The following is a 23,613-nucleotide window of genomic DNA, read 5'->3' on the forward strand; positions in this document are numbered from 1 at the left end:
ACGAAGATACGAGGGCGTTCCGTGAGAATTGATCCGATAACGGGCCTCACACGGTGAAACAGCTGTTCGGCAGTGCCACCCCTTCTCAGACCCGCTGGGCCGCCTCGAGCATCGCGTCGTAGGCCTCTTCGTATGCCCGCGCGATCTGCGCCGGATCGTCCCGCGCCTCGCCCCCGAGCGCCGGCAGCCGAACCCGCTCGAGCGGTTCGAGGTAGTCGAGCACGTCGGGCACGCGTTTCTCGAGCGCGCCGTCTTTCGGGCTCGAACTGGCGATCTCGCAGGCGCGGCAGTACCGATCGCCGTCGTAGATCCGCGCCTGTCCGGGTTCGACGGCCGCGACGGCGCTGATCGCCGCGTGCTCGAGCGACTGGAGCGGCTGGGCGATGTCGCCGTAGGATTCGACGACGGCGACGTCGGTCGATTCGATCTCGGCCGCCAGTCGTTCGAACGCAGGGACGTACCGTTCCTCGGCGAGCTCGTTGAACTCGCCGACGGTCTCGACGGGGATGGCGTCCTCGAGCGGGAGCGCGTCGGCGACGACGTCCGGAATCTCCGCGGTCGCGTTGCGGACGTACGTCGGTACACTATCGCCGTCACTCGGCCGGCCGACGCGGTCGACGAGGAACTCCCGATCTGACCTGCCGAGGAGTCCGGTTCCGCCGTCCGGCGTGGGCCGCCACAGACGGTGGGCCGGGTTGAGCCGTTCGGGCTCGCGACCGCGTGCTTCGGCCCGTGCGAGCCGTTTGGCGTCCTTACCGTAGAGCCGACCGTGGGCGAGCGCCGACCGGCAGTCGTCGTGGTCGAACCAGTAGTCGTTGCCCGCGCGCGGCTTGTAGCCGACGGCCCCGGTTCGCTCGAGGAGCCCCGCCGAGAACGTGGTCTTGCCGGCGTCGACGCGGTCGGCACCGACCACGAGGAGGATCATTCGGTGTCGTCGTCGGCGTCGGTATCGTCGCCGTTGCTCTCGTCAGCGGCCGTTTTGTCACCGTCACTTTCGTCGGCGTCGGCTCTGTCGCTCTCCTCTTCCTCTTTCAGCCCGTAATGGGCGGGTTCGTCGTCTGAACGCGGTTCGGCGACGACGAGATCGTCGGCGTTGGTCATGATCCACGGGATCGTCCAGTCGAGCAGGACGTCCTCGGTCCCCTGGTCGATCTCCGCGTCGGGATCGAGCCCCTGGAGGAGACGGGCGATCTCGTAGACGGTGTACATCTGGTCGGCCTCGAGCAACTCCGCGGGCGTGTAGAAGTCACACGGCGGCAGGCTGTCGAACTCGGACTTGGAAACGGGCATCTACTGGGTGCTATCGGTCTCGGACGCCTAAATCGTTCGTTCCCGATCCGTCGACGCGGCCGTCGGTTGGTAGTATCCCTGTGGCATCGAAGTTGTGGGATCCCGGAAAACCGGCGTGAACGAGCCTTCGAAGGAGGGTACAGCAGAGAAGACGAGGGCACCGGGTTCGGGCTCAGTATCGTCCAGCAAATCGCCGACCTCGAGTCGTCCGATTCGCTCGATTCGCTCAACTCATTCGACCCGCTCGGTCGCTCTACCGCTCCGCTGATTCGTCGTAACCGGACGAGTGCACCCGCGGAGACAACGTTAGGCCTCGAGCGCGGCGTCGAGCAGTTCGATCGGATGCGGCGGTCGGTCGTACGACTCGAAGTCGCCGATCTGGGTGCGACAGGAGGTCCCCGGTGCGACGACCCTGGTTCCATCCCCGTTCGCCGTCCCCGCCTCGGCCGCGCTCGCCTCGAGTTGCTCGCGGAGCAGGTCACCGATCGCCCGCGAGAGGTCGTAGTGTTCGGCCTCGTAGCCGAAGGAGCCAGCCATCCCGCAGCAGCCCGAATCGACGGGGTCGACGGCGTAGCCCGCGCGCCTGAGCAGGCCGACCGCGTGGTGGTCCGCGCCGCGAGCCTTCTCGTGGCAGTGGCCGTGGTAGGTCACTCGCTCGCGTGCGTCCCCGTGGTCGACCGGAAGCCGCTCGTCTAACCGATGCGTGTCCAGATACTCGCAGACGCCGTAGGCGTTCGAGACGAGTCGCTCGAGTCGCTCGTCGTCGACGCGGTCCGGGAGCAGCGACCGGTACTCGTCGACGACCATCGAGGCGTCCGAGGGTTCGACGAAGCAGACCGACCAGCCTCGCTCGAGGGCGGGTTCGAGGCTCTCGAGCAGCGCTTCGCCGTGATCGGCGGCGTCGTCGAGCAACCCCTTCGAGTACGCCGCTCTGCCGGTCGGTCCGAGATCGGGGACTGCAACGCGAACGCCCGCGGCCTCGAGGACCCGAACGGCGGCCTTGCCGGGGGCGGGGTTCGAGTAGTTCGTGTCCGTGTCGGGGAAGAGGACGACGCCCGCGTCGGCCGTTTCGGCGTCGACGGTCGACTCTCGGTCGGCGAACCAGTCGACCAGCGTCTTCCGCTGAAACTCCGGGAGCGTTCGCTCGGACGCGATTCCCACCGTCTTCTCGAGAGCCGTCCGTGCACCCGGCAGGTTCGTGGCGCGGTTGGCGACCGGCGCCGCGGCGCTCCCGGCCGCGGCGAGTCGATCGACGTTCGAAAAGAGGCGCTCGCGGAGCGTCGTTCCGTTGCGCTCGTGGGACTGGTGTTTCACCTCGGCTTTGAGTTTCGCGAGGTCGACGCCGGTTGGACAGTCGCTCTGACAGCCCTTGCAGCCGATACAGAGGTCGAGCACCTCCTCCTGAAACCGGTCGCTGTAGAGCTCCTCGGGATCGATCTCGCCGCTGATCGCCGCTCGGAGCAGGTTGGCCCGCCCGCGGGTCGTCGCGATCTCCTCCTCGGTCGCCCGGTAGGTTGGACACATCACGTCGCCGTCGGTCTGGCGACAGGTTCCACAGCCGTTACAGAGTTCGACGAGGTGAGAGAAGCCGCCGTCGTCGTCGAAATCGAGTGCGGTTTTGGGCTCGAGCGAGGCGTAGTCGGGGCCGTAGCGGAGGTGCTCTCTGATATCCGTGGGGTCATCGTCGCGGTAGACGACCTTCCCCGGGTTCATCCGCCAATCCGGATCGAAGGCGGATTTCACGTCCTTGAACGCCTGCCAGAGCGTGGGGCCGTACAGCTTCGGGTTGAACTCCGTCCGCGCCAGCCCGTCGCCGTGCTCGCCCGAGAACGCGCCGTTGTGCTCGAGCGCGAGGTCGGTGACGTCCTCGGCGATGGAGCGCATTTTTTCGACGCCGTCTCCGTCCTTTAAATTGAGGACCGGCCGGATGTGCAGCGTGCCGACGCCGGCGTGTGCGAAGTAGGCCGCCGTCGTGTCGTGATCCGCGAGGATCTCCTGAAAGCTCGCGACGTACTCGGCGAGCTCCTCGGGCGGCACCGAGGCGTCCTCGACGAACGGGTACGGCTTCGGATCGCCGTCCATGCTCATCAGGAGCGGAATCGACGCCTTGCGAAGCTTCCAGAGTCGGTCCTGCGTCTCGGGCTCGAGCGCCTCGATCGAGTCGAACGCGGTCCCGTCGTCGACGAGGCGAGCCGTCGCGTTCGACAGTGCTTCACCGAGATCGTCGACCACCTCCGAGTCGAACTCGACCATCAGGACCGCCGCGGTGCCGTCGGGAATCGGCTCCGCGTACTCGGCGTACTCCGGCGACTCCGCGGCCAGCCGGAACACCTCGTCGTCCATCAGCTCGACCGCGCTGGTATCGAGGGAGAGCGCCTCGGGCACCGCGGCCAGCGCCTCGAGTAAGTCGTCGTAACAGCAGACTGCGAGCGCTGTCTTCTCGGGGCGCGTGACGAGCGAGAGTTCGGCCTCGACGACGACGCCCAGCGTCCCCTCCGCGCCGACGATGAGCTTCGAGAGGTTGAGCACGTCCTCGCCTGCTTCGTTCTCTCGCAGCACCTTCTGCAGATTGTAACCGCTGACACAGCGTTTGAGGGTCGGATACCGCTCCTCGATCTCGTCGGCGTTGTCCTCGACGATCGACCGGACAGTTCGGTAGATCTCGGCCTCGCGGTCGTCTTTCGAGACGATCTCGTTCCACTCCGGGCCGTCGAGGACGACGTCCCGCGTGCGAATCAGCGAGCCGTCCGCGAGAACGACCTCGCACTCCTCGACGTAGGCGTCCGTGATGCCGTAGCGGACCGAGTGGGCACCCGTCGAGTTGTTGCCGATGCCGCCGCCGATAGTCGCCCGGTTCGACGACGCCGGGTCGGGCGCGAAGCGAAGGCCGTGAGTCTCGAGCGCGTCGTCGAGATCGTCCTGAACGACCCCGGGCTGGACGGTGGCGCGCCGGTCGTCCGGATCGATCTCGAGGATGTCGTTCATGTGCCGGGACAGGTCGAGGACGATACAGCCCGGGCCGACCGCCTGGCCGGCGAGCGAAGAGCCGGCGCCGCGAGGGAGGACGGGTGCGCCGTAGTCCGCCGCGACGCGGAGCGCCGAACGGACGTCGTCGCCGTCCCGCGGGAAGACGACGCCGGCCGGCTGGGCGCCGTAGATGCTCCCGTCGGTCGCGTACAGCACTCTGGTGTACTCGTCGAAGCGGACGTCGCCGTCGACCGCGACCGCGAGGGCGGCCGCGAGGTCGCTCTCCGCGCTGGTCGCCCCGCCGTCGACCTCGCTCGCGTCCGCGCTCGACGTGTGCTCGAGTAGCCGGTCCTCGCCGCCGACTCGTTCCGTAGCCATACGGGCACTCGACCACCGAGAACCAAAACAGTGCGTGTGATCCTCACTCGATGTCGCCGGCTGCGACCGACTAGCGGCGCGGCTACCGGGAACGTGTCTCAAAAAAACGTCGAGATTGCCGAGTCGTCGCGTCTCCGGGCAGCTACGTTACTCGAAGTGGTCGAGGCACTTCTGGTACTCCTCGGCGGCCGAGTCCCAGTTGACGACCTCGAAGAAGCCGTCGATGAACTCGCCGCGGTCCGGACCGTAGTCGTAGTAGTAGGAGTGCTCCCAGACGTCCAGCGCCAGGATTGGGTGGGAGCCCCAGAGTGCGCCCTGGTCGTGCTTGTCGACCGCGACGTTACGCAGCTGCTTGGCAACCGGGTCGTAGACCAGCAGAGCCCAGCCACCGGCGGCGCCGGCGGCGGCCTCGAACTCGCCTTTCCAACCCTCGTAAGAGCCGAAGTCCTCCTCGATGCGGTCGGCGAGGTCGCCCTCGGGTTCGCCGCCGCCGTTCGGCGACATGTTCTCCCAGAACAGCGTGTGGAGATAGTGTCCACAGCCGTTGTGGGTGACGTTCGAGAGGGCGCCGGGCGTCGAGCCGAAATCGCCCGACTCGCGGTTCTCTTGAAGGGTCTCCTCGGCGGAGTTGAGACCGTTGACGTAGCCCTGATGATGGGTGTCGTGATGCCAGGTCACGACCTGTTCGGAGATCGATGGCTCCAGTGCGTCATAATCGTACGGTAGTGGTGGAAGTTCGTGGTCAGTCATTGGAATTCACCTGTAGTGTTGTATCTGCATCTCGCCTGTTAAGTTTTGAGGAGAGAAACGGTATCACACCGCACAGGCGAACGGGCTCCCCTCGTGTGGTTCGTTTCGTGTGAGACGCCGCCACCGATGGTTCCACCACGGGTCGAGGGTTAAAGCTTTCAGCAACGTCGGAGATCGAGATCTGGGCGACAGCGAGCTACGAGCGTTCCTTGTGCTTTGCGTGCTCGAGCCACTCCTCGAGCGAGGGCTGGTTCCAGTATCGAACGGTCTCGCTGCGCCGGTCGTGGTCGAGGATTCCGGCATCCTCGAGTTTTGGCAGGTGCGTGTGCTTCAGTTCCGTTCGGATTCGCAGTTGCCGCTGGTCGTAGTTCGCTTCGGAGTCGGTTTCGTCGCCCGTGTCGGTTTCGTCTGGTATCGCCGCCTCCTCGCTCGAGTCCGCCTGCTGGAGGGCGACGATGGCGGTCACGAGTTCGCCGAGTGTCGCGACGCCGTCCGGTTGGTCGTGCATGTAGTAAAGCGCGTACCGCCGACGGCGGTTCGAGAGGAGATCGAAGATCAGATCGAGCGACGGCGTCACCTCGGCCGTGATCTTCGTCGACTCTCGCTCGGTTTCACGCATCCACGAACCACCTACCGTGTATTACCATTCGAAACCACCAACCGTCCCTTCTACAGCCGTCACATTAGATGTTACGTCTACCTAGAAAAACACATGTACATTCTCCGCAATATAATATCGAGTATAATTACTGAGTGGTGGCCGCCCCAACGGGATCGCGGGGGCTCTCGACCGTCTCCGTTTCGTGTCGACTGTCCACGATACGCGAGAAAACGAAGAAATCAACCGTCCGAATCGCTGCGTTCGATCCGAGACGAGGTCGACGTCCTACTCGTAGAGCCACTCGGCGTCGTGCTGATCGTAGTCGATCAGTTCGTCGTCGTCGAAGTGAATCGCGATTTCGCGTTCGTTCGCGCCCTCGTCCTCGTGGTCGGCGGCGTGAACGACGTTTCGACCGAGATCAAGCGCGTAGTCGCCGCGGATCGTTCCCGGCGCTGCCTCGAGCGGATCGGTCTCGCCGATCATCTGGCGGACCTGACGGGTCGCGTCCTGGCCCTCCCAGACCATCGGGACGACCGGACCGCCGGTAATGAACTCGATGAGGCCGTCGAAGAACGGCTTGTCCTCGTGTTCACTGTAGTGTTCTTGAGCCCGCTCCTCGGGCATGTTGATCACTTTGATCCCGACGAGTTTGAGGCCGCGGTCCTCGAGTCGGGAGATAACTTCGCCGACGAGCCCGCGCGCGAATGCGTCGGGCTTGACCATGACGAAGGTCCGCTCGTGGTCGCTCATTGTTCGGCCTCGGTCTCTTCGGCTTCGCCGTCGTCTTCCTGTCCGTCCTCGGCGTCCTCGAGGTCGCCTTCCGCGGCGTCCTCGGCCTCGCCTTCGACATCCTCGTCCTCGGCGACGTCCTCGTCACCGGCGGGTTCGGAGTCGTCGTCTTCGTCGACGGCTTCCTCCTCGGTCTCGAGGTCGTCGTCAGCTTCGGCGTCGGCGACCTCGTCCTGATCGTCGTCCTCGGCAGCGGGAGTGGTTTCCTCGGCGGGCCCCTTGTTACGGCGACCGTCCTCGGTCCACTCCAGATCGCGCGGTTCGCGACCGAGCTTGTAGTTTTTCTCCGCCTTCGAGTCGACGAAGTGGAGCACACTACCGTTCTTTCGGACGTACATGATGCCCGTGCCGGGCTCGATCTCTTCGCCCGTGTAGTCGCACGTACGTTTCTCGACCATTGGTTATTGTCCTCCGATGGAGTCCGCCTCACGAGCGGTCTCGCGAAGCTGCAACACGTCGCCTTCACGGACCGGCCCGAGGCAGTTTCGGGTGATGATTCGTCCCTGGTTCTCGCCCTCCTTGATTCGGCATTTGACCTGCATGGCTTCGCCGTGCATGCCGGTCTTGCCGACGATCTCGATGACCTCGGCGGGCGTAGAGCCGCTTTCTTCCTCTTCAGCACTCATCTCTGATCACCTCAGTCGAGGTCCTCGACCTTGCCGGCGATATCTTCGACGTCGTCGCCCGCCTCGCCGGCGTCGACGATCGCCGCGGCGGCGCTTCCGACCTCGAGGCCGGCGGCGTGGCCGACGTCGTCCTGGGTCTCGATGAAGACGACCGGGATGCCCTTCTCGTCGGCGAGTTCGGGCAGGTGCATGACGATCTCCTCGGGGGAGACGTCTTCGGCGACGTAGACGAGATCGGCGTTGCCGCGCTCGATCGCTTTCGTCGTTTCGTTCGTTCCTTTCTTTACGCGTCCTGTGTCTCGTGCGACCTCGAGTGCCTCGAGGGCATCGTCTGCGAGGTCGGCCGGGATGTCGGTTGTTACGTAGACTGACATTGGTTGTTCACCTCTCCTACACGTGGGCTCGCGCTCCCCTGCCGTCCGGGTGCTGGGCACCCGTGCCGAACTGATTCCGGCGGAAGTCCTGTGAGGCTAGGAGCATCATCAACCCCGCGTAGGGTGTACTACGCCAGTAGCGTTGCCCCCCTTAAAAGCGTGTTCAAACGACTGGGGCTGTGAGACGGGTCCACACGGGCCGATTAGACAGGATACAGACAATCGTGACTGTGTGACGAACCGACCAATCCACGCGCGGCGTCCGGTGGTTCGGGTTGTCGATTGTGGTCGAACGGAGCGCTTCGCCGATCACCCCTCCAGACGACTCGCTCGTCGATTGCACTCCGGTGCCTATTACTCTCGAGCCCCCAATTTGGCCACATGGACGTGGATGTCGTCGAACTCGCCGAGTCGCTGTTCGACGAGGCGACGGGGACGAACGAGCGACGGCTGCTGGTCCTCGCCGGCGACCGGGAGGAGGGATACGGCAACCTCGAGTCGATCCTCGACAGCCTTCCGGTCGCGATCACGGCCACCACGCTCGTCGGCCCCGACGACCGCCTGCGCTGTGAACACCTCCCGCAGGCCAACGCGAGCGACCTCCTCGGAACGACTCGGGACGTGATCGCGCTCGATGTCCACGACGGACTCCGGCCGAACGCGCTCGGCAAAGTCGTCGGTGCGGTCGACGGCGGCGGCCTGCTGGTCCTGCTCACGCCACGCCTCGAGGACTGGCCCGATCGCCGCGGCGGCGAGTTCGACGAGTCGCTCGCCGTCCCGCCGTTCTCGCTGGCGGACGTTACCGGACGGTTCAGACGGCGCCTCGTCGAAACGCTTCGCGCACATCGCGGCATCGGAATCGTCGACCTCGAGGCCGAGCAAATCGTCGACGACGGACTGACGAACCCGGCACCGCGATGCAGCCGCAAGCAGGAACCGTCGCTCGAGGCGCCGACGAACGCCCGGTTCCCCGGCGAAACGTACGAAGCCTGTCTCACGGGCGACCAGGTCGACGCGGTGGCTGCGTTCGAGTCGCTGCTGACAGGCACTGAAGCGACCGAAGCGACCGGAACACCAGAAGCGACCGAAAGCAACCAGCCACGAGCCGTCGTCCTCGAGGCCGACCGCGGCCGCGGCAAATCGAGCGCCGCGGGGCTGGCTGCGGGTGCGATGGCCGCGACTGGACTGGACGTTCTCGTTACCGCGCCTCGATCGCGGAACGCAGCCGAGATCTTCGACCGTGCGAGGGAGCTCTGCGGGACGCTCACAGACGTCGACGCAGCCGTCGACACTGCTCGGCGTCTCGAGACCGCTGTCGGCGGCCGTGTCCGGTTTTTCGAGCCGACCGATGCCGTGGCCCGACTCGAGACTGCGGACGTCGTCATCGTCGACGAGGCCGCCGCGCTCCCGGTTGCGATGCTCGAGTCGCTGCTCGAAGCCGACAACGTCGCGTTCGCGACGACGATCCACGGCTACGAGGGGGCCGGCCGCGGCTTTTCGGTCCGGTTCCGTGATCGACTCGCGGAGAGCGACCACGAGGTAGCCGAGCGAACGCTCGTCGAGCCGATTCGGTACGCCGCGGGCGACCCCGTCGAGGTCTGGGCCTTTCGCGCCCTGTTGCTCGACGCCCGGCCGCCGGTCGAGTCGGTGGTCGCCGACGCGACAGCCGACTCCGTCGAGTATCGCTCTCTCGAGCCGGACGATCTGCTCGCGGACGAACACCTGCTCAGGGAGGCGTTCGGCTTGCTCGTGCTCGCCCACTACCGCACCGAGCCGAACGACCTCGCGCGGCTGCTCGACGCGCCGAATCTCGAGGCTCGAGCGCTGGTCCACCACGGCGCCGGCGATACTGACGATTCCGACGGCGGCCGCGTCGTCAGCGTCGCGCTGCTGGCTCGCGAGGGGAACCTCTCGCCGGAGACGCGAGCGATGATGTACGACGGCGGTCGCGTTCGCGGAAACATGCTCCCGGACGTGCTCACGAGCCAGTTACGCGACGAGTCCGCGGGCGAACCCGCGGGGCTCCGCGTCGTTCGCATCGCGACCCACCACGCGGTGCGCTCGCGCGGACTGGGATCGCGGCTGCTCGAGTGTATCCGCGAGGAGTTCTCGAGCGAGACGCCAGGCGTCTCGGACGTCGAACGGGATCGGCGATCGCGCGAGACGGTCGACTGGCTCGGCACCGGGTTCGGCGCAACGCCCGATTTGCTCGAGTTCTGGCGCGAAAACGGCTACCGAACGGTTCACGTCTCGACGACTCGCAACGACGCCAGCGGCGAGTACTCGGCGCTCATGCTCGCCCCGACGACCGAGTCGGGAGCCGACCTCTACGACCGCCACGCGGACTGGTTCGCCCGCCGGTTCCCGGCGCTCTGTACGGACGCCCTGTCGGACCTCGATCCCGACGTGGCCCGTCGACTCCTGCGGTCCGTCGACGACGCGCCAGCGCCGCCGCTCGAGCTATCCGAGCACGACTGGCGGGTCGTCGCCGGCGCGGCCTACGGTCCCGGACTGTTCGACGTCGATCCCGCCCCGTTCCGCCGACTCGTCGTCCGCTACTTCGTCGAGAATCCGCCCGACATCGATCTAACCGACCGCGAGGAACGGCTGCTCGTGCTGCGCGCGCTCCAGGGTCGCGACGTCTCGACCGTCGCGGAGCGACTCGCGTACCACTCGACGGGCCAGTGCATGCGCGCGCTCGGCACCGCACTCCGTCCGCTAGTCGATCGGTACGGGGGAGATGCGGCGCTCAAGGAGCGAGCGCGGTTCGCTGATAAGTGAGCGTGTTCGCCGAGCGCCGGTTGGGAGCCGACTTCGGGCGCCAGCTGCCTACCGATTCCCGGTCGGTCGCATCGTGACCACACGTTCTCGCTCCAGATGCTGGGGAACGAACACCGCCGCTATCACGCCTCAATGGTCGGATGCGCGGTGGCGAGTCCATTCGGTCACGGTGTGGTCGCGATACCGGTAGTCACGCCGCCGTCCTCGTCGACCGGCCGACGAACGCTTCGAGTTTGTCCAGGCTCTCGCTCCATCCCTGCTCCATTCCGTCGAGCGCCTCGGCCACTTCGAGCGTGGCCGTGAGGACCTCCGCCTCGAGCGTGAGTTCCGTCGCGCCGTCGCGATCGGCGAACGTCACGGTCTGGCGAACCTCGAGTTGGAACTCGCCGTCGTCGTCCTCGAAGGCGCGACTGGTGACGACGAGTCGTTCGGGTTCGTCGACCTCGTGAAAAACCCCTTCGTCCGGGTAGATGGTTCCGTCCGGAGCTTCCATGTCGATACTGAAGGAACCGCCCGGTCGAACGTCCATCTCGCAGTTGGGTACGGTGAACCCCTTCGGACCCCACCACTGAGCGACCTGGTCGGGGTCGGTCCAGGCCTCCCAAACGCGATCGCGTGGCGCGTCGAACGTCCGCTCGATGGTCAGGTCGTACTCGCTCGGTTCGAACTCGCGGGATTCGCTCTCCTCGGGTTCGAACTCGGTATCGTCGGCCGTCTCGTACTCTGTCATTGATCTTCGTCCTCCAAATGGTCTGCGAGCGCGTCGAATCGATCCTCCCAGAACACGCGGTACCGAGTCAGCCAGCCGAAGACGTCGGAAAGCGGTGTGGCGTCTAGGTAACAGCGGCGGACGCGGCCGTCCTGCTCGACTTCGATGAGGCCCGCGTCCTCGAGCACCTGCAAGTGCTTTGACACTGCCGCCAGGGACACGTCGTGGGGCTCCGCGAGATCGCCGACGCTCTTGGGACCGCCGGCCAGTTGCTCGATGAGTGTCCGTCGAGTCGGGTGGGCTAACGCCCCGAAGATCGCATCGAGGTCCGGATCGTTCGACTGTCGTTCAACCATCCGGTTAAATGTACGCCGCACACGTATTTAACCGTTCAGTTAAATAGCTGAGAATGACTGTATAAACGGGTTGAGATCCCATTCACGGCTCTTCTGAGCACGGTCATCATTGACAGTCATCGGAGCGTCCACGTCTAGAATTCGACCGCAAACGCAGACGTGGGTGTCGGCCGAATCGCCGACGACCGTTTCCGAATCGAGGGTGAACCGGCCGTCGAATGCGACGTCCGAGACGCAGCCAATCGGTCCCTGCGAAAGTGTCTCGAGGAGACCCGTATCGGGACGTTACGGCCACCTCAAGGCTTCACTTGACTACTTTCGCTCTGCACGTGGCGCAAGTATATCCGCTCTGGTAGCGTCTGAAACAATGAGGAGAGCGCGATGATCAATTGTCACTCGGTCACCATACCGTTAGCTCGTCGTATCGCCCACAACCGATCAAGAACAGTCTACAACCGACTACGTACCGTCCCCGCGGAGGTGGGGCCGTGACGGAACGTTGGTCGACGAGTAGTGCCACGGACCTCGCGGAACCGTCGAGCCTCGAGGGGCCGTCTTCGACGGAGGAAAGTCGGACCAGTGTCGCGTCGGCGGACGGCACTCGAGACCGACTCGAGAGCGCGGGAGCGGACGGGAACCGCGACGGCAAAGCGACGCTCGCCGTCGAAACCGAGGGACTCGTCAAGCACTTCGGCGAGACGAAAGCCGTCGACGGAGTCGACCTGACGATCCCCGCGGGCGGCATCTACGGCCTTCTCGGACCGAACGGCGCCGGCAAGACCACCGTCATCCGACTGCTCGCGACGCTGTTGCGCCCCGACGCGGGTACGGCTCGAGTCTTCGGCCACGACGTGGTGACCGACGCCGACGCGGTGCGCAGCCGGGTGAGCATGACCGGCCAGTTCGCGTCGGTGGACGAGGATCTCACCGGCCGCGAGAATCTCGTCCTGCTGGCTCGGCTGCTCGGCTACTCGCGAGCGCAGGCAAAAGCGAGAGCGACGGAGCTGCTCGAGGCGTTCGGACTGACCGAAGCGGCGCCGCGACAGGTGAAGACGTACTCGGGCGGGATGCGCCGCCGACTGGATATCGCGGCGAGCATCGTCGTCACCCCAGAATTGCTGTTTCTCGACGAGCCGACCACCGGGCTCGACCCGCGGAACCGCACGCAGGTCTGGGAGATCATCCGGGCGCTCGTCGCCAACGGAACGACGGTGGTACTGACGACGCAGTACCTGGAGGAGGCCGATCAGCTCGCCGACCGAATCGCCGTCATCGATGCCGGGCAGATCATCGCCGAGGGGACGCCGGGCGACCTCAAGGCCTCGATCGGCTCGGGCATCCTGAACGTCCGCGTACACGATCCCGACCAGCGCGAGGAAGCCAGCCGCGCGTTGAGCCGGATTCTCGACGTCCCCGTGGATCTCGAGGCCGATCCAACGGCGCTCTCGGCTCACGTGACAGAAACCGACCGCATCGCCCACGCGTTCGTGGAGCTCTCACAGAGCGGGATCGAGGTCACGGAGTTCGCGCTCGGCCAACCCAGCCTCGACGAAGTGTTCCTCGCGCTGACCGACCAGCCGGCAGACGAGAACGCGGTTCCCGAAGAGGGGTCCCGATGAGCGACGAACGCACGGCGGCTGAGCCCGACGCCGAGGCCCTGCGAGCGGCGGTGTCGAACCAGCCGCGACCGCCTCGAGCGAACGCCCTATCCACGTCGCTCACCTTCGGCTGGCGCGCGCTGCTGAAGATCAAGCACGTCCCCGAGCAGCTGTTCGACGTCACCGCCTTCCCGATCATGTTCCTGTTGCTGTTCACCTACCTGTTCGGCGGGGCGCTCGCGGGATCGACGAGCGCGTACCTGCAGGAACTCCTGCCGGGGATCCTCGCCATGACGGTCGTGTTCATCACCATCTACACGGGCGTCACGTTGAACGACGATATCGATGAGGGCGTCTTCGATCGGTTCCGAACGCTGCCGGTCTGGCAGCCCTCGGTCGTCGTCGGCGCGCTGCTCGGCGACGCCGTGCGGTACACGATCGCCTCGACGATAGTGATCGTTCTCGGACTGCTCCTCGGGTTCCGTCCGGAGGGCGGAGCCGTTGGCGTTCTGGCGGCGGTGGCGCTCCTGCTCGTGTTCTCGTTCAGTCTCTCGTGGATCTGGACGGCACTCGGGTTCGTCGTGCGAAGCCCAGAATCGCTCATGGGCGTAAGCATGCTGCTCCTGTTCCCGCTGACGTTCGTCAGCAACGTGTTCGTCGATCCGGAGACGATGCCCGGCTGGCTCGAGGCGTTCGTCGCCGTCAACCCGGTCAGCCACCTCGTCACCGCGATGCGCGGGCTGATGCACGGCACCGCGACGGTCGGCGAGGTCGGGATCGTCCTGCTCATGTCCGCCGCACTCGTCGCCGTGTTCGGTCCCGTGACGATGTACCTGTTCCGTACGCATCAATAACGGGCGTCGACAGCTACAACAGCCGGCGAAGGAGCCAGTTGGGCGTCAGATCGAGGGCCCACGCGACGACCCGCCAGCGCCGCGTGACGTAAACGTGTGTTTTCTCCTTCTGAATCGCTCGAGCGATCTGTTTCGCGGCGGTCTCGGGCGAACACTCCCAGAAGTCGCCCATCGAGAGCTCGGTGTCGACGTAGCCGGGTTCGACGGTCGTAATCGAGACGTTCGAGTCCGCGCCGCGCTGACGGGCCCGGAGTCCCTCGAGATACGTCGAGACGAACGCCTTCGACGCACAGTAGGCCTGTACCCCGCCGCCACCGAAGTGGGCCGCGACGGACGAAATGCCGACGAGCTGGCCGTCCAGTTCGCTCGAGTGATCCTCCCGACCCACGGTCTCGAAGTACTCCATAGCGGCCGTCGCGAGCGCGACGAATCCGCGGACGTTGACGTCGATCGCCCGCCGTTCGGGCTCCCACTCGAGTTTCGGGTTGAACGGACCGACGCCGGCGTTGAGCACGACCAGGTCGACCGATCCCATCGCCTCTGCGAGTTCGAAAAAGCCCGCTCGAGCGTCCTCGGTGTCGGTGACGTCCATCGTCGCGACGTACGATTTGGTCGGTAATTCGTTTCCGATCTCTCGCATCCGTTCCGTCCGACGGGCGGCGAGTCCGATCTCGTAGCCCTCGTCGGCGAGTTGCCGTGCGAGCGCTTCGCCGATTCCCGACGATGCGCCGACGATGATCGCCCCGCGTGTCTGCGTCATATCCACTCGTTCGGATGCGAGTACGTAAGAATACGGGAGGCGGAACCGGTCACCGACGCCGCGGGAATCACACGCCGGACACCGACCGATCTCTCATTGACTGCACCGAAGACCGTACGCCTTTTGCCGGGCCGGCCGTCGGAGTCGGTATGGTCGATGCGATCACGATCCTCGCAGTCGCGTTGCTCGTCGGCGGCGTCGTCGGGACGCTCGTCCCGCTCGTCCCCGGCGGGCTGCTCTCGCTGTCGGGGATCTACCTCTACTGGTGGCACTCCGGCTTCGCCGAACCCGGAACGATCACGCTCGCCGTCCTCACGCTGCTCGGGCTGTTGACGCTCTTCGCCGAGTTCTTCGCCGGCTCGCTCGCGGCTCGAGTCGGCGGCGCGTCGTGGACGACGACCACCATCGCCGCCGTCGTGGCCATCACGCTGCTCCTCGTCGTCGGACCCCTCGGCCTGCTCGTCGGCCTGTTCGGGACGGTCTTCCTCCTCGAGTACTTCCGGCGCGGCGACGCCGCCCACAGCACTCGGTCCGCGCTCTTCGCGACCGTCGGCACCCTCGCGTCGACGGCGATTCAGGCGTTGCTGACGGCGACGATCCTGTTCGTCTTCGTCCTCGCCGTCTTCGCGTTCTGACGGCTCGACCGTCTCGTTGGTCTCTATCCGACCCGCTCGAAGAGCACAAACACTGAGTCGGCCGCCGGCGTAGAGCATCTATGGACTGCACCGAGGACGACTGTGACCGGCCCGCCGCCGTCGAACTCCACATCCCCTGGACCGACAACCGGCTGGTCTGTGCCGCCCACGCGCGAGTGCTGGGTCGGCGGGACGGCGTCGTCGCCGATCCGATCGTCGACACCGGAGACGACCTCCTCGAACGCGGCGAGTGAGTGCGGGCTCGAGCCGTCGACGGTCGCCAACCGCACGTAAACTATATCGATACATTCGTGCTTTAGAGACGTTATCGAGGCTGTAAACGACGGTTTCCAGAAGAGATATGACGGGATGACGGCTTGCTCACCACAGCATCCCATGCACTCCGATCGACGAACCTTCATTCAGCGCTCGAGTCTCGTCACCGCAGGGCTTCTCGCCACTGCCGGCACCACGAACGCCGTCGGAGCCACGTCCCAGTCCGAGGAGACGGGGCGAGTCGAGGGCCGACTCGCGTACGGTGGAACCCCCGTCGAGGACGTCACGGTGACGTTCGACGGGGAACACGACACCGACAGCGCGAGCAACGGCTCGTACGAGCGGGAACTCGTGCCCGGTACGTACACGCTCGCGGTTGACTCGAACGGCTACGTCGCGGATTCCGAAGAGATCAACCTCGAGGCAGGCGAGACGGTCACCGCCGATTTCGACCTTCGCCGCGAGTGGGGGCCGGACAAGGGCGAACTCGAGGTCGCCGTTATCGAAGACGGCGGCGGGTCGACCATCGACTCTCGAGTGACCATCTACGGGAACGGCGAGGAACACAGCGTGATCGCGCCGGGCGGCCGGGTGCCGGACAACGATCGCTGGCGACGCGGCTTCGTCGTCGCCGAGGGCTGGTGGGAGGTTCGCGCCTCGGACGCCGACGGCTACGGCGACGGCTACGACGAGGTGTACGTCGAGGCCGACGAGAGCGTTCGGTCGCTGGTCGAACTCCCCGACGACGAGCGGACGATCCACCCCGACGGGTGGGTTTCGGGCACGGTCGCCGACGAGTCGGGCGAACCGATTCCGAACGCGATGGTTCGACTCAAGAGCGACCGGTCGACGATGATCGAACGGACGTCAGAGACGGGCGAGTTTACCGTCGAACTCCCGCACGGTCAGTACACGCTGGACGTCTCGGAATCGGGTTACGAGCGCCTCGAGACCGACGTCGCCGTTCGGTTCGGCCGCGTGACGGAACAGGACGTGACGCTCGAAGCGGAGTAATCGAACCTCGTCCGGGAGCGTACCCAACTCACCCGTTCGATCGCGCTCCCGCGACGGTAATGCGAGCGAATAATGGTGTTCGGACGCTCTCTGGTCCTTCGACCCGCGATTCAGCTCATTTGTTCTACCGACGGAATTTATCTGTCTGTGGAACCATCTCGCGACTATGGGAATGTTCGAGCGGCTTGGCGAGAAGGTCGAGCGATTCAAACAGGAGGCGGTGTCCGCTCGAGACGAGAGCGCCGACTATCGGTGCCGAAACTGCGGATCCGAAATCTTCAGCGAACAGGAGCAGTGTCCGGAGTGTGGCAGCAGCGAAATCGAGCGCGTGACGGAACCCGAGACAACTACGGAGACCGCGGACGGTGAAGACGATACGGAACCCGACGAAACCGTTTCGGCCGAAACCATCGACGAGTCTGAGGACACCGAAGACACCGATCCCGACGTGCTCATCGAGGAAGCAGAGCACGACGAAGACACCGAAGCGTAACCGAACTCGAGTGCCGACCAGTCGCCCTCTGACTCAGTCGTGTGTGTAGTAGACGACGGTCTCGTCCTCGTCGTAACGGTCTATTCTCGCGAAGCCGACGCGCTCGAACTGCACGACCTCGTCGGGTTCGAGGTCGCCGACGCCCGGTTCGGCATGCCCCCGAACGTCGCCGTCGGGCGTTCGCATACGAACCGCGACGCTCTCGTCTGCGGGCACCCAGTGGACGACGTCGACGTCGCCCTCGCGGACCACGTCGATGTCCTCGCCCGTGTACTGGAGCACGTCCCGCGTGAATTGGAAACAACCCAGTCCCTTGAGCCAGATGCGATCCTCGCGCTGGGGGAGGTCGTCCTCCTCGAGCATCACGGAGGCGCCGACGGGGATCTCGCGGACGCCGCGCTCCTCGTGGTTGGGATGGAGCGGCGGGTTCGCCTCGTCCGGCGGGCTGCCGCCCAGCGGAACCTGATTGCCGTCGCGAACGAAAAAGCGCCGGTCCGTCTCCTCGTCGATCAGGTCGCGGTTGTTCGCGTAGATCGCGCTCATCGCGAGGTCGACGTCGCTGGTCGAGGTGCCGAGTCCGGCCATCGCCTCGACGATGGCATCGCCGCGAATCCCGCGCCGACGGAGGCTCTTGAGCGTCGGGGCGCGCGGGTCGTCCCAACCGTCGAGCTCGCCCCGTTCGATCAGTTCCGCGATCGTCGACGTACTCATCTTCACGTCGTAGGCGTCGATCTGGACGTGGCCCCAGTGGACCACCTCGGGATACTCCCAGCCGAAGTAGTCGTAGACGAACTGCTGGCGTTTGGCGGAGTCCTGTAAGTCGATGCCGCGGATGATGTGAGTGACCTCGAGCAGATAGTCGTCGACCCCCGACTGAAAGTCGAGCATCGGCCAGCAGCGGTACTCGCTGGCCGCTTCGCGCGGGTGAGGCGTGTCGATCATCCGGAAGGCGACCCAGTCGCGCAGTGCGGGGTTCTTGTGCTCGATGTCCGTTTTGACGCGAAGGACCATCTCGCCGCTCTCGTACTCGCCGTCGATCATGGCCTCGAACTCCTCGAGGACCGTCTCCTGGTCCTTATCGCGGTGGGGACACGGCTCGCCGCTGTTCTTCAGTTCCGAGAACGCCTCGCCCGAACAGGAGCAGGTGTAGGCCCCGCCCAGTTCGATCAGTTCGCGGGCGTGTTCGTAGTAGGTCTCGAGACGGTCGCTCGCTCTGTAAACGTCGTCGGGCTCGAAGCCGAGGTAGTCCAGATCCTCGAGGATCGCGTCGTAGGCCTCGAGGTCCGGCCGCTTCGTCTCGGGGTCGGTGTCGTCGAAGCGGACGCAGAACCAGCCGTCGTACCGTTCCTTGTAGCTGCCGATGACGGCGGGCATCCGGGCGTGGCCGACGTGCCACGGTCCGTTGGGGTTCGGCGCGACGCGCATTCGGACCTCGTCGTAGTCGTCCGCGTTGGGCAGGTCGGGGAGGTCGTGTTCGTCTGCCTCGTCCTCGGCTTCGATTTCGGCGAGTTCCTCGGGGGCGAGGTCCTCGAGTCGCTCCCGCTTTTCCTCGTAAGAGAGGTCGTTGATCCGGCCGATGACGCCGCCCGCGATACCCGGAACCTCGCCGCCGTGCTCGCGGAAATCGGGGTTGTCACCCATCAGCGGCCCCATGATCGCCCCGACGTCTGCGTCGCTCTCGTGTTTGACGGCGTTCAACAGCGCGTGCTTTTCCGCCTCGCGCTCGATCCGCTCGCGTAGATCGTCGTCCATTGGTGAGCGCTATTCGTGCCCGGACCAAAACCCTCGCGGTGTTCGCTCGCGGGGCCGGATTCGGCTCGGCCGAGTTTCGGGAGCGTCTCGAAGCGGTGGACGACGGGGACGACGAACTCCCGGCTGGATTGCTTGTGCTGCCAAGGACAGCCACTACCCGTTTCGGGATCGAAAGCTCCGTATGGAAACCCGCGTCGGACGCCTCGAGATACGGGAACTGCTCGGCGGCCTCGCCATTATACTCGGTGTCAACCTGCTCGGATCGTCGCCGGCGTTCGTCGTCGGCTCCGATACGTCCTGGTTCGCGGAGCCGTGGTTCTTCCCGCCGGGCTACGTCTTCTCGATCGTCTGGACGCTGCTGTTTACGCTCATGGGTGTCTCGCTCGTACTCGTCTGGCAGCGGTGGACGAGCCGGCGTGCGGTCACGCTCGCACTCGCCGCGTTCGCGCTCCAGTTCGCACTCAATCTCGCGTGGACGCCCGTTTTCTTCGGACTCCAACGCGCCGATCTGGGACTGCTCATCATCGGTGCCCTCTGGGTTGCGATCGTCGCCACGATCGTCGCATTCGACCGCATCAGCCGCCTTGCAGCCGCGTTGCTCGTGCCGTATCTCGCCTGGGTGAGCTTCGCTATCGTACTCAACTACACGATTTACGTCGGCGGCTGATCAGTACAGCGTCGCGTCAGGATCGACCGCCACAGAAAAATCGACTCGACTCGGGTGAGTCGTCTTAGTAGCCGCGTTCGATCAGGTAATCCGCCAGCTCGCAGAGCAGGTCGCGGGCCTCGTTGTCCGGGAGGACCTCGAGTCGTGCCTTCCCCTGATCGACGAGATCGCGTGCCTTCTCGTTCGCGTAGCTGATCGAGCCGGCCGCCTCGAGTTCGGCGACGGCGTCGTCGATCTCGGCCTCGGTGACCGCCTCGACGTCGGTCGTATCGACCAGCCCTTCGATGTCGACACCCTGATCGCGGGCGTGGACGGTGATCAGCGTCTGTTTGTTCTCGACGAGGTCGCTGCCGCGTTGCTTCCCGAGTTTTTCGCTCGGGACGGTCAGATCGAGGACGTCGTCCTGAATCTGGAACGCGCGGCCGATATCGAGTCCGTAGCCGTAGAGCGCGTCGATGGTCTCGTCGTCGGCTCCGAGCAAGATCGCGGGGAGACACGCGGACGCCGCGTACAGCACGGCCGTCTTCTGTTCGACCATCTCGAGGTACTCCTCGGGCGTGACGTCGGTTCGGTTCTCGAAGGTGACGTCCAGCGACTGGCCCTCGCAGATTTTCGTACAGGTCGTCGCGAGGATGCCGAGCGCGTCGACGGTCCGAGAGGGATCGGCTCCCGTCTCGAGCATGATCTCGAACGCCTTCGAGTAGAGCGTGTCGCCGGCGAGAATCGCCGTCTCGAGGTCGTACTCCTTGTGGACGGCCGGCACGCCGCGCCGGAGGTCGTCGTCGTCCATGATGTCGTCGTGGATCAGCGTGAACGACTGGATGACCTCGACGCTGACGGCGGCGTCCATGAGATCGATCGTGTCTCCATCGATCGTGGGAAACGCGCGGTAGTCCTCGCTGAGCGGCTCGACGTCGACGAGCGCCTCTCCCGTGGCGAGCAGCACCGTCGGCCGGAGCCGCTTTCCGCCGGCGTCGAGCAGATACCGCGACGCCTCGTAGAGCCGTTCGGGTCGTTGGATCGGTAACTCCTCGGGAATGGCCTCGTTGACCTGCTCGCGGCGCTTCCGAACGGCCTCGAGCACCGCCTCTTCTCGTGCCTCTGGGGTCGTCATATCAGTCGACAAGCTGGATGAGGTTACCGTTGCGCGTTACGTGAACGTCCCGGCCCATCTGGTAGCCTTCGCTCTCACAGAGGTTGACGTAGCCGGAGAAGCCTTTCAGATCCTGGTGAGCGGGGATGATGTTCTGTGGCTGGAGTGCGTCGAGCATCTCGTAGTGGCCCTCTTGGTTGAGGTGGCCGGAGACGTGGATGTCGTCGTAGATGCGGGCGCCCTGCATGCCGAGCAGTTTCTCGGCCTGGTAGCGCTGGCCCTCGTTGGTCGGCTCCGGAATAACGCGGGCGGAGAAGACGACCTTGTCGCCGTCGTCCAGTTCGTACGGCGTCTCGCCGCGGGCCATCCGGGTGAGCATCGCGCGTGGCTCGCCCTGGTGGCCGGTGACGACGGGCAGGAAGTTCTCCTTGCCCTCGTTCATGATCCGTTTGAACGTGCGGTCGACCGACTTCCGGTGGCCGAACATTCCGAGGTCGTCCGGGAAGTCGACGAAGTCGAGTCGCTCCGCGGTCCCGGAGTACTTCTCCATCGAGCGACCGAGGAGGACGGGCTGTCGGCCGATGTCCTTTGCGAACTCGACCAGCGAGGTCACGCGCGAGATGTGACTCGAGAACGTAGTTGCGACGATCCCGCCGTCGTAGTCCTCCATGCTGTAGAGGACGTCCCGGAGGTGTTCGCGGGCGACGTTTTCGCTGGGCGTTCGGCCCTTCTTGTTCGCGTTCGTACAGTCCTCGATGTAACAGAGGACGCCGTTGCCCTCGCGACCGATCTCGCGGAAGCGCTTCATGTCGATCGGGTCGCCGATGACGGGCGTGTGGTCCATCCGCTTGTCCAGTCCGTAGACGATGGCCCCTTCGGGCGTGTGGAGGACCGGGTTGATCGCGTCGATGATCGAGTGGGTGACGTTGACGAACTCTAAGTCGACGTTACCGCTGTCGCCGATCGACATCGTCTCGCCGGCGTCCATCTTGATCAGGTCGTTCTCGACGCCGAACTTCTGTTCGCCCTCGATCTGCTGTTTGACGAGTTCGATCGTAAACGGCGTCGCGACGATCGGGGCGTCGTATCGGTGGGCCAGTTTCGAGATGGCGCCGATGTGGTCCAAGTGGCCGTGGGTCGGAACGATCGCCTGCACGTCGCCCTCGAGATCGGACATGATCCGGTCGTCCGGAATCGCACCCATGTCGATCAGATCGAGGCTGTGCATCCGTTCGGTTTCGACGTTGTCGTGGATCAGAACCTGCGAGAGGTTCAGCCCCATGTCGAAGATAACGACGTCTTCACCGGCGCGGACGGCAGTCATCTGCCGGCCGACTTCTTCGTAGCCGCCAATTGTTGCAATTTCGATTTCCATAGTTCGTTGTACTGAAAGCCGCGTGGTGGACTCTCGTCGAAACGGTCCGCGGACTCCCGGTTCGCACGGCCCCGGCGTCTTACAGCGCGTCGGCCATCCCGCTATGCGAACGGGGAGACACTTCGTCTCCGATTCGGCCCACGACACCGTCGTGAGCCCCGAACGCACTTGCCCGCGGGTTTCGCTACGTGACTCTACACACCGGTACGGTATAAACTCCGTGGGTTTTCCGCCCGCGACAGCACGAGCGATACCGGCCGAACGAATTCGGGAAGATTGGTGCGGGGGCCGCCGATCCGTTCGGTTTCGTACCGATCCGAACGCGCGGATTCGTCGGATAGCTGGCACTCGTATTGACGACGTTCCGCAGACGGACCACTCGCCTTTCATCTATCGAAATAGTATAAAGATTCATTACTTCGTTTAGTGAGTAAAAAATTGTATGCCAACACAACCCACGAATGGCAGTAACAGGCACGAGTCAGTCGTCTCGAGACGAACCGTGCTCCGAACGTCGGGGGCCGCCGTCGTCGGGGCGGGGGCGATCGTCGGCGGTGCGTCGACCGCGACCGCGGGCGAAAAGGGCGACGGCTGTGACGATCCGCCGTGGTCGATTCCGCGCGTAACGACGCGCGGCCACTTCGCCACGTCGGGCGGCGTCCACCTCACCGACGGAAACGACGTCCACAACGTCGAGTACGCCGGCGGTGATCTCCCCGGCGTCCACGGCTCCGCCCCGTCGGAACTCGTCGTGTTCGTCCACGGCTGGGACAACAGTCCGGAAGGTGCCGTCTGCACCTTCGGCACCGCGGCGTCGACGTTCGCTGCCGAAGACTACGGACACCCGGTCGTCGGCTACACGTGGGATTCGGACCACGGTTGGTACGATTCGACCGAGATCGCCGAACAGAACGGCGCCAAACTCGCCAACTTCACCTATGCGTACAAAAATGAGAACCCTGGCGTACAGGTCCGATACGTCGCACACTCCCTCGGCGCCCGCGTCGTCCTGATGGCGCTGAAAAACCTCCACGCCTGGGATCGGCTTTCGGACGTCGCATCCGTCTCGCTTCTCGGCGGGGCGGCCGACGACGATTCGGTCTCGATGGCGGGGACCTACGGCGAAGACATCGCCGCTGCGGCCGGCCGCGTCGACAACTATTGGATGGACGACGATAGCGTGCTCAACTGGGCGTACGGGTTCGCCGAGTGGGGGAACGCCGTCGGCAACGCCGGCTGCGACGGAACGCCTCCGGGGAACTACACCGACCACGACGTCGGCTACGTCTCCGGCCACAGCGGCTACTACGGAAGCGATGGCTGTCTCCACGAGGTCGTCGCGAACTTCTAAGCCGGTAAAAATCTCCCAAATGTACGATTATTGCCGCCATTTATTTCTATATTAGCTTCCACCACGAGTTTATGAGACTGACGGCACCAAAATGGGAAGTTTTCTAAACCCCCGTTTAGAACGG

Annotated in this window: 23 protein-coding genes and 2 pseudogenes; 10 read left to right on the top strand and 15 right to left on the bottom strand. The window is 65.0% G+C overall.

All coding sequences use genetic code 11. The features are described 5' to 3' along the window. Nucleotides 1-85: 85 nt before the first annotated feature. Together BLT08_RS04520 and BLT08_RS04525 are read right to left on the bottom strand one after the other, a co-directional pair. Nucleotides 86-925 (bottom strand): ATPase, encoded by an 840-nt coding sequence (locus BLT08_RS04520; RefSeq protein ID WP_090303568.1) that lies wholly within the window; start codon nt 923-925, stop codon nt 86-88. A 101-nt stretch (nt 926-1,026) separates the two neighbouring features. After that, nucleotides 1,027-1,290 (bottom strand): annotated as a pseudogene (locus BLT08_RS04525) (DUF5827 family protein); the annotation flags it as partial. Between the two features lie 45 nt (nt 1,291-1,335). Between BLT08_RS04525 and BLT08_RS23550 the strand changes: the two are divergent. Continuing rightward, a pseudogene (locus BLT08_RS23550) lies at nt 1,336-1,479 on the top strand (ATP-binding protein); the annotation flags it as partial. 117 nt (nt 1,480-1,596) lie between these two features. On the opposite strand, the gene BLT08_RS04535 reads toward BLT08_RS23550, so the two are convergent. The 7 genes from BLT08_RS04535 to rpl7ae all read right to left on the bottom strand — a co-directional run bounded on the left by BLT08_RS04535 (nt 1,597) and on the right by rpl7ae (nt 7,775). After that, nucleotides 1,597-4,635: an FAD-binding and (Fe-S)-binding domain-containing protein gene (locus BLT08_RS04535; RefSeq protein ID WP_090303570.1), complete on the bottom strand. Its 3,039-nt coding sequence runs from the start codon at nt 4,633-4,635 to the stop codon at nt 1,597-1,599. Between the two features lie 147 nt (nt 4,636-4,782). After that, the gene (gene sod, locus BLT08_RS04540) at nt 4,783-5,385 is read right to left on the bottom strand and encodes a superoxide dismutase (protein ID WP_090303571.1); all 603 of its coding nucleotides are present in this window, start codon (nt 5,383-5,385) and stop codon (nt 4,783-4,785) included. Nucleotides 5,386-5,581: 196 nt separating this feature from the next. After that, on the bottom strand, nt 5,582-6,004 hold the full coding sequence (locus BLT08_RS04545; protein ID WP_090303572.1) for a DUF7344 domain-containing protein: 423 nt from the start codon (nt 6,002-6,004) through the stop codon (nt 5,582-5,584). A 267-nt stretch (nt 6,005-6,271) separates the two neighbouring features. Next, a complete protein-coding gene (gene ndk, locus BLT08_RS04550) occupies nt 6,272-6,736 on the bottom strand; it encodes a nucleoside-diphosphate kinase (RefSeq protein WP_090303573.1) in 465 nt (154 codons plus the stop codon). Then, nucleotides 6,733-7,173, bottom strand: coding sequence for a 50S ribosomal protein L24e (locus tag BLT08_RS04555; RefSeq protein WP_090303574.1), 441 nt, complete (start codon nt 7,171-7,173; stop codon nt 6,733-6,735). The genes ndk and BLT08_RS04555 overlap by 4 nt, the downstream gene beginning before the upstream one ends. Before the next feature lie 3 nt (nt 7,174-7,176). After that, entirely contained in the window at nt 7,177-7,401 is a 225-nt protein-coding gene (locus BLT08_RS04560; protein WP_006064297.1) for a 30S ribosomal protein S28e, read from the bottom strand. 11 nt (nt 7,402-7,412) lie between these two features. Further along, nucleotides 7,413-7,775, bottom strand: a complete 363-nt coding sequence (gene rpl7ae / locus BLT08_RS04565) for a 50S ribosomal protein L7Ae (protein WP_090303575.1) — start codon at nt 7,773-7,775, stop codon at nt 7,413-7,415. Nucleotides 7,776-8,156: 381 nt separating this feature from the next. Between rpl7ae and tmcA the strand changes: the two genes are divergently transcribed. Further along, nucleotides 8,157-10,556, top strand: a complete 2,400-nt coding sequence (gene tmcA / locus BLT08_RS04570) for a tRNA(Met) cytidine acetyltransferase TmcA (RefSeq protein ID WP_090303576.1) — start codon at nt 8,157-8,159, stop codon at nt 10,554-10,556. A 190-nt stretch (nt 10,557-10,746) separates the two neighbouring features. Here tmcA and BLT08_RS04575 read toward each other — a convergent pair whose 3' ends face one another. Next, complete coding sequence (locus tag BLT08_RS04575) at nt 10,747-11,286, bottom strand: SRPBCC family protein (protein ID WP_090303577.1); 540 nt, start codon at nt 11,284-11,286, stop codon at nt 10,747-10,749. Then, nucleotides 11,283-11,621 (bottom strand): ArsR/SmtB family transcription factor, encoded by a 339-nt coding sequence (locus BLT08_RS04580; protein ID WP_090303578.1) that lies wholly within the window; start codon nt 11,619-11,621, stop codon nt 11,283-11,285. Before BLT08_RS04580 ends, BLT08_RS04575 begins: the two co-directional genes overlap by 4 nt. Nucleotides 11,622-12,109: 488 nt before the next feature. Here BLT08_RS04580 and BLT08_RS04585 point away from each other — a divergent pair, with 488 nt between their 5' ends. Continuing rightward, a complete protein-coding gene (locus BLT08_RS04585) occupies nt 12,110-13,240 on the top strand; it encodes an ATP-binding cassette domain-containing protein (RefSeq protein ID WP_090303579.1) in 1,131 nt (376 codons plus the stop codon). Further along, nucleotides 13,237-14,073, top strand: coding sequence for an ABC transporter permease (locus BLT08_RS04590; protein WP_090303580.1), 837 nt, complete (start codon nt 13,237-13,239; stop codon nt 14,071-14,073). The genes BLT08_RS04585 and BLT08_RS04590 overlap by 4 nt, the downstream gene beginning before the upstream one ends. Before the next feature lie 13 nt (nt 14,074-14,086). Here BLT08_RS04590 and BLT08_RS04595 read toward each other — a convergent pair whose 3' ends face one another. Beyond that, on the bottom strand, nt 14,087-14,833 hold the full coding sequence (locus BLT08_RS04595; RefSeq protein WP_090303581.1) for an SDR family NAD(P)-dependent oxidoreductase: 747 nt from the start codon (nt 14,831-14,833) through the stop codon (nt 14,087-14,089). Nucleotides 14,834-14,982: 149 nt separating this feature from the next. Between BLT08_RS04595 and BLT08_RS04600 the strand changes: the two genes are divergently transcribed. The 4 genes from BLT08_RS04600 (at nt 14,983) to BLT08_RS04610 (ending at nt 17,251) form a co-directional block, all read left to right on the top strand. After that, nucleotides 14,983-15,468 carry a DUF456 domain-containing protein gene (locus BLT08_RS04600; protein WP_090303582.1) on the top strand — a complete coding sequence of 162 codons (486 nt, stop codon included), beginning with the start codon at nt 14,983-14,985 and terminating at the stop codon, nt 15,466-15,468. A gap of 80 nt (nt 15,469-15,548) precedes the next feature. Beyond that, nucleotides 15,549-15,722, top strand: a complete 174-nt coding sequence (locus tag BLT08_RS22870; protein WP_175529231.1) for a DUF8014 family protein — start codon at nt 15,549-15,551, stop codon at nt 15,720-15,722. A 142-nt stretch (nt 15,723-15,864) separates the two neighbouring features. After that, nucleotides 15,865-16,758 carry a carboxypeptidase regulatory-like domain-containing protein gene (locus BLT08_RS04605; protein ID WP_090303583.1) on the top strand — a complete coding sequence of 298 codons (894 nt, stop codon included), beginning with the start codon at nt 15,865-15,867 and terminating at the stop codon, nt 16,756-16,758. A gap of 166 nt (nt 16,759-16,924) precedes the next feature. Then, entirely contained in the window at nt 16,925-17,251 is a 327-nt protein-coding gene (locus BLT08_RS04610) for an FmdB family zinc ribbon protein (RefSeq protein WP_090303584.1), read from the top strand. A 33-nt stretch (nt 17,252-17,284) separates the two neighbouring features. Here BLT08_RS04610 and BLT08_RS04615 read toward each other — a convergent pair whose 3' ends face one another. Next, nucleotides 17,285-19,003 (bottom strand): glutamate--tRNA ligase, encoded by a 1,719-nt coding sequence (locus BLT08_RS04615; RefSeq protein ID WP_090303585.1) that lies wholly within the window; start codon nt 19,001-19,003, stop codon nt 17,285-17,287. Nucleotides 19,004-19,184: 181 nt separating this feature from the next. Here BLT08_RS04615 and BLT08_RS04620 point away from each other — a divergent pair, with 181 nt between their 5' ends. Further along, nucleotides 19,185-19,670: a TspO/MBR family protein gene (locus tag BLT08_RS04620; RefSeq protein WP_090303586.1), complete on the top strand. Its 486-nt coding sequence runs from the start codon at nt 19,185-19,187 to the stop codon at nt 19,668-19,670. 64 nt (nt 19,671-19,734) lie between these two features. On the opposite strand, the gene idsA3 is transcribed toward BLT08_RS04620, so the two are convergent. Next, the gene (gene idsA3 / locus BLT08_RS04625) at nt 19,735-20,784 is read right to left on the bottom strand and encodes a geranylfarnesyl diphosphate synthase (RefSeq protein ID WP_090303587.1); all 1,050 of its coding nucleotides are present in this window, start codon (nt 20,782-20,784) and stop codon (nt 19,735-19,737) included. Nucleotide 20,785: 1 nt separating this feature from the next. Continuing rightward, complete coding sequence (locus BLT08_RS04630; protein ID WP_090303588.1) at nt 20,786-22,138, bottom strand: ribonuclease J; 1,353 nt, start codon at nt 22,136-22,138, stop codon at nt 20,786-20,788. A 442-nt stretch (nt 22,139-22,580) separates the two neighbouring features. On the opposite strand from BLT08_RS04630, the gene BLT08_RS04635 reads away from it, so the two are divergent. Beyond that, complete coding sequence (locus BLT08_RS04635) at nt 22,581-23,489, top strand: DUF726 domain-containing protein (RefSeq protein WP_090303589.1); 909 nt, start codon at nt 22,581-22,583, stop codon at nt 23,487-23,489. Nucleotides 23,490-23,613 lie beyond the last annotated feature (124 nt).

Source organism: Natronorubrum texcoconense, from assembly GCF_900100335.1.
Classification (GTDB): domain Archaea; phylum Halobacteriota; class Halobacteria; order Halobacteriales; family Natrialbaceae; genus Natronorubrum; species Natronorubrum texcoconense.

Bases quoted from the DNA above. Each gene is read 5' to 3' on its own strand.
- rpl7ae (WP_090303575.1), bottom strand. From the start codon at position 7,775: ATGTCAGTCTACGTAACAACCGACATCCCGGCCGACCTCGCAGACGAT.
- BLT08_RS04600 (WP_090303582.1), top strand. From the start codon at position 14,983: ATGGTCGATGCGATCACGATCCTCGCAGTCGCGTTGCTCGTCGGCGGC.
- BLT08_RS04555 (WP_090303574.1), bottom strand. From the start codon at position 7,173: ATGGTCGAGAAACGTACGTGCGACTACACGGGCGAAGAGATCGAGCCC.
- sod (WP_090303571.1), bottom strand. From the start codon at position 5,385: ATGACTGACCACGAACTTCCACCACTACCGTACGATTATGACGCACTG.
- BLT08_RS04605 (WP_090303583.1), top strand. From the start codon at position 15,865: ATGCACTCCGATCGACGAACCTTCATTCAGCGCTCGAGTCTCGTCACC.
- BLT08_RS04520 (WP_090303568.1), bottom strand. From the start codon at position 925: ATGATCCTCCTCGTGGTCGGTGCCGACCGCGTCGACGCCGGCAAGACC.
- BLT08_RS04615 (WP_090303585.1), bottom strand. From the start codon at position 19,003: ATGGACGACGATCTACGCGAGCGGATCGAGCGCGAGGCGGAAAAGCAC.
- BLT08_RS04630 (WP_090303588.1), bottom strand. From the start codon at position 22,138: ATGGAAATCGAAATTGCAACAATTGGCGGCTACGAAGAAGTCGGCCGG.
- BLT08_RS04610 (WP_090303584.1), top strand. From the start codon at position 16,925: ATGGGAATGTTCGAGCGGCTTGGCGAGAAGGTCGAGCGATTCAAACAG.
- BLT08_RS04580 (WP_090303578.1), bottom strand. From the start codon at position 11,621: ATGGTTGAACGACAGTCGAACGATCCGGACCTCGATGCGATCTTCGGG.
- BLT08_RS04535 (WP_090303570.1), bottom strand. From the start codon at position 4,635: ATGGCTACGGAACGAGTCGGCGGCGAGGACCGGCTACTCGAGCACACG.
- tmcA (WP_090303576.1), top strand. From the start codon at position 8,157: ATGGACGTGGATGTCGTCGAACTCGCCGAGTCGCTGTTCGACGAGGCG.
- BLT08_RS04560 (WP_006064297.1), bottom strand. From the start codon at position 7,401: ATGAGTGCTGAAGAGGAAGAAAGCGGCTCTACGCCCGCCGAGGTCATC.
- BLT08_RS04590 (WP_090303580.1), top strand. From the start codon at position 13,237: ATGAGCGACGAACGCACGGCGGCTGAGCCCGACGCCGAGGCCCTGCGA.
- BLT08_RS04635 (WP_090303589.1), top strand. From the start codon at position 22,581: ATGCCAACACAACCCACGAATGGCAGTAACAGGCACGAGTCAGTCGTC.
- BLT08_RS04595 (WP_090303581.1), bottom strand. From the start codon at position 14,833: ATGACGCAGACACGCGGGGCGATCATCGTCGGCGCATCGTCGGGAATC.
- ndk (WP_090303573.1), bottom strand. From the start codon at position 6,736: ATGAGCGACCACGAGCGGACCTTCGTCATGGTCAAGCCCGACGCATTC.
- BLT08_RS04545 (WP_090303572.1), bottom strand. From the start codon at position 6,004: ATGCGTGAAACCGAGCGAGAGTCGACGAAGATCACGGCCGAGGTGACG.
- BLT08_RS04575 (WP_090303577.1), bottom strand. From the start codon at position 11,286: ATGACAGAGTACGAGACGGCCGACGATACCGAGTTCGAACCCGAGGAG.
- idsA3 (WP_090303587.1), bottom strand. From the start codon at position 20,784: ATGACGACCCCAGAGGCACGAGAAGAGGCGGTGCTCGAGGCCGTTCGG.
- BLT08_RS22870 (WP_175529231.1), top strand. From the start codon at position 15,549: ATGGACTGCACCGAGGACGACTGTGACCGGCCCGCCGCCGTCGAACTC.
- BLT08_RS04620 (WP_090303586.1), top strand. From the start codon at position 19,185: ATGGAAACCCGCGTCGGACGCCTCGAGATACGGGAACTGCTCGGCGGC.